Source organism: Spirillospora sp. NPDC046719 (assembly GCF_040645715.1).
Lineage (GTDB): Bacteria > Actinomycetota > Actinomycetes > Streptosporangiales > Streptosporangiaceae > Spirillospora.
This window is the reverse complement of the sequence record NZ_JBEYYT010000638.1, coordinates 1-4,187: the sequence shown is the minus strand read 5'-3', so window position 1 is coordinate 4,187 and position 4,187 is coordinate 1. Positions and strand designations below refer to the sequence as shown.

The window sequence follows — 4,187 nt, the reverse complement described above, 5'->3', positions numbered from 1 at the left end:
CCCACGTCTGTGAGAACCCGTTCTAGGCCCGCGGAGGCGCCGTCACAGGCGCGTCCGCACCGGGTTGGCGACCGCCACCGGCGCGCAGCCGCACGCCAGCGGGTCGGACGCCGCGCACGGCCCGAGCGGCCGCCCGGCGATCTCCTTGAACAGCCGCGCCCCCGGCGAGGCGTCCGCCAGCGCGTCCGCCGCCAGGACCACCGCCGCCGCCGTGTAGGTGGAACGGTCCCCGGGGAAGTGCCGTTCGTTCTCGAACTGCCAGCCCGTCCAGTACGAGCCGTCCTCGTGCCGCAGATGCTGGATGGTGGTGAACAGCTCCAGCGCCCGGTCCCGGTCGCCCGCCGCGTCCAGCGCCATCACCAGCTCGCAGCTCTCCGCCGCCGTCACCCACGGCTGGTCCGACACGCACCGGCAGCCGAGGCCCGGCACCACGAACTCGTCCCAGCCCTCCGCCAGCCGCCGCGCGGCGGCCTCGCCGCGCACCGGCCCGCCGAGCACCGGGTAGTACCAGTCCATCGACCAGCGGCTCTTGTCGGCGAACGCCTCCGGATGCGCCGCCACCACGTGGCCGAGCTGGTCGGCGGCCAGCTCCCACTCCGGCTGCGGCTCGCCGAGGTGCTCGGCCAGCGCGACCGCGCAGCGCAGCGACTGGTAGATCGACGAGCAGCCGGTCAGCAGCGCGTGGTCGGACGCGGCGCCGCTCTCGTGCCGGATCCAGATGATCTCGCCGCGCCGGGTCTGCAGGCCGAGCGTGAAGTCGACGGCCCGCCGGACCACCGGCCACATCCGCCGCGCGAAGTCGTCGTCGCCGGTGCACACCAGCTCGTGCCAGACGCCCACCGCGACGTAGGCGGCGTGGTTGGACTCGCCGCCCGGCTCGATGACCTCGCCCAGCACCCACTTCGCCGGCCACGACCCGTCCGGCCGCTGCACGCTCGCCAGCCACGCGTAGGCGCGGCGCGCCTCCTCGCCGAGCCCGGCGACGGTCAGCGCCATCGCCGCCTCGACGTGGTTCCACGCGTCCACGTGGCCGGGCACGCCGCCGACCGGCGAGAACCACGGGATCGCGCCGGACGCCTCCTGCTGGCGGGCGATGCTGCGGGCCGTCGCGACGATGCCGTCCGCCGTCACGACCCCCGGGACGGAGGGGGGAGCGGCCTCAGACGGCATCCGCCGTCTCCCTGGCCGGGGACGCCGGCGTGCTCGGCGCCGACGGCTTGGCGAAGTACACGACGACGCTCTTGCCGATCACCGGGTTCAGCGCGCGCTCGGCCAGCCGGGTCGCCAGCGGCCGCTTCATGATGTCCCAGACCAGGATCTGGTGGTAGGCCTTGGCGAGCGGGTTGCCGTCGTCGTTCACGCCGACCGCGCACTTGATCCACCAGTACGGGGCGTGCAGCCCGTGCGCGTGGTGGTGGCCGCCGACCTTGAAGCCGATGGACTTGAACTTCGCCTCCAGTTCCGCGCGCGTGTAGATCCGCACGTGGCCGCCGGGGGCGGTGTGGTAGTCCTCCGACAGCGCCCAGCAGACCCGCTCGGGCAGCCAGCTCGGCACCGTCACGGCGAGCTGCCCGCCCGGCTTCAGCACCCGCAGCAGCTCGCGCATCGCCCGCATGTCGTCGGGGATGTGCTCCAGCACCTCGGAGGCGATGATCTTGTCGAAGTGGTCGTCGGGGAACGGCAGCTCCAGCGCGTCGCCCTGCACGGTCTCGGCCGCCGCGCCCTCGGGGACCTCGCCCTCCATGCGCATGGCGCCGAACATCTTCTCGACGCCGGCCAGCTCGTCCGCGTCGAGGTCGAAGGCCACGACGTGCGCACCCCGGCGGTACAGCTCGAAGGCGTGCCGTCCGGCCCCGCATCCCATGTCGAGGATGCGGTCCCCGGGGGTGACGCGGAACCGCTGGAAATCCACGGTCAGCAGGGTCGTGCTCCTTCCGTACGGGGAGGCCCGGATGGGGTTCCCACAGCACTTCTCGACTACAGCGCTTCTCGACTACAGCCTTGCCTGATGCGGCCCCTCGCGGGTGCCGCCCGTCTCAGCCGCGGCGCGCCCGCTTGGACGCGGCGAGCCGCAGGTAGTTTCGCTCGCGGATCGCGGCGCGGTAGTGCTCGACGGTCGCCTTCGCCACGGCCGGCCAGGCGAACCGCTCCTGCACGCGGGCCAGCCCGGCGCCGCCCACCCGCGCCCGCTCCTCGGGGGAGTCGTGCAGCAGGCGCAGCGTCGCGGCCAGCTCCTCGACGTCGCCGGGCGCGACCAGCACGCCCGCGTCGCCGACGACCTCCGGCAGCGCCCCGGCACGGCTCGCGACCAGCGGCGTGCCGGACGCCATGTGCTCGACGGCGGGCAGCGAGAAGCCCTCGTAGCGGGACGGGACGACCGCGATCTCGGCGGAGGCCAGCAGCTCGCCGAGCTCGTCGTCGCTGATGCCGCTGACGAACCGGACCCGGTCGCCGAGCGCCAGCTCCCGCACCAGCTTCTCGGTCGGGCCGTCCTTCTGCGGGCGGCTGACCACGATGACGTGCACGTCCCGCTCGGTGGCGACCTTGGCGACCGCGCGCAGCAGCACGTCCACGCCCTTGATCGGGGCGTCGGCGCTGGCCATCGCGACGATCCGGCCGGGCACGCGCTCGCCGCGCGGATGGAAGATGCGGGTGTCGACGCCGAGCGGCAGGATCTCGATGTCGCGCGGGTCGACGCGGAAGTCCTTGACGATGTCGACCTTGGACGACTCCGACACCGTCAGCACGGGGCCGATGCGCCGCGACACCTGCGACTGCATGGCGACGAACCCGTACCAGCGGCGCTTGCCGAGCTTCTGCTTGACGCCCTGCGCCGCCTCCAGCTCGATCCGCCGGTCGACGCTGATCGGGTGGTGGATGCTCGTCACCAGCGGCAGGCCCAGCCGGGAGATGCCGAGGTTGCCGAGGCCGAGGACCTGGTTGTCGTGCACGACGTCGAAGTCGCGGCGGCGCCGCTTCAGCTCGCGCAGCGCGCGGATGCTGAACGTCAGCGGCTCGGGGAACCCGCCGGTCTTCATGTGCGCGAACTCCAGCACGTCGATCCAGTCGCGGAACTCCTCGCGCGCCGGCGTGCGGAACGGGTCCTCGTCCCGGTACAGGTCCAGGCTCGGGATCTTGGTGAGGGCGATCTCGTCGCGGTCCAGCTCCGGATACGGCTGGCCGGACAGCACCTCCACCGTGTGCCCGAGGTCGACCAGCTCCCGGCTCAGATGCCGGAGGTAGACCCCCTGGCCGCCGCAGTGCGGCTTGCTCCGGTAGGAGAGCAGGGCCACCCGCAACGGTCCGCCCGGCTCGTCTGCCTCACCCACGCCAGCCCCTGCCCACGCACCACTCCCGTCAGTCGCGGGACGCCGGTCGCACACGCACCGGCATCTCCTTTATGCCGTTGATGAAACTAGACCTTAGCCTCCGTACGTTACCGCCGAGTTCAATATTGGGCACAGTGTCCAAAAGTGTTTCGAAAAGCACACTCAGCTCGAGCCGGGCAAGGTGGGAGCCCAGGCAGAAGTGCGGGCCGCCGCCGCCGAACCCGAGGTGGGGGTTCGGGTCGCGGCCCACGTCGAAGGCGTACGGGTCGGCGAACACCGCCCCGTCCCGGTTGGCCGAGGAGTAGAACACCACGACCTTGTCCCCGGCGGAGATCTTGCGCCCGCCCAGCTCGGTGTCCTGTACGGCGGTCCGGCGGAACAGGTTCACCGGCGTGACCCAGCGGACGATCTCGTCCGCCGCCGTCCGGACCAGCGACCGGTCGGCGCGCAGCCGCGCCCACTGCTCCGGGTGCTCCAGCAGCGCCAGCATCCCGCCGGTCGCGGCGTTGCGGGTCGTCTCGTTCCCGGCCACCGACAGCAGCATCACGAACAGCTCGAACTCGTCGCCGTCCAGCACCTGGCCGTCGGCGTCCGGCTGCAGCAGCCGCGTGACGATGTCGTCGCGCGGGTTCTCCCGCCGGTCGGCGGCCAGCACGTTGGCGTACGCGTACAGCTGCGTCGCCGCCTCCTGGCCCTCCTCCGGCGTCCGCTGGAACTCCGGGTCGTCCCCGCCGATCAGCGTGTTCGACCAGGTGAAGATCTTCTCCCGGTCCTCCGGCGGGGCGCCCAGCAGCTCGCAGATGACGTACAGCGGCAGCGGCGGGGGGGGGTGGCGGGGGGTTTGCGCCACCCCCCCCC

The 4,187-nt window shown here is 72.7% G+C and carries 4 protein-coding genes; all 4 read right to left on the bottom strand.

Annotated features, from left to right (window positions below; translation table 11 throughout):
- Window positions 1-42 precede the first annotated feature (42 nt).
- Complete coding sequence (locus tag ABZ914_RS47745) at window positions 43-1,170, bottom strand: prenyltransferase/squalene oxidase repeat-containing protein (RefSeq protein WP_500201264.1); 1,128 nt, start codon at window positions 1,168-1,170, stop codon at window positions 43-45.
- Window positions 1,160-1,921 (bottom strand): class I SAM-dependent methyltransferase, encoded by a 762-nt coding sequence (locus ABZ914_RS47740; RefSeq protein WP_190852809.1) that lies wholly within the window; start codon window positions 1,919-1,921, stop codon window positions 1,160-1,162. The genes ABZ914_RS47745 and ABZ914_RS47740 overlap by 11 nt, the downstream gene beginning before the upstream one ends.
- A 115-nt stretch (window positions 1,922-2,036) precedes the next feature.
- On the bottom strand, window positions 2,037-3,329 hold the full coding sequence (locus ABZ914_RS47735) for a glycosyltransferase family 4 protein (protein ID WP_500201263.1): 1,293 nt from the start codon (window positions 3,327-3,329) through the stop codon (window positions 2,037-2,039).
- A gap of 28 nt (window positions 3,330-3,357) precedes the next feature.
- A partial coding sequence (locus ABZ914_RS47730) for a cytochrome P450 (RefSeq protein ID WP_500201262.1) occupies window positions 3,358-4,187 on the bottom strand: 830 nt, incomplete at its 5' end.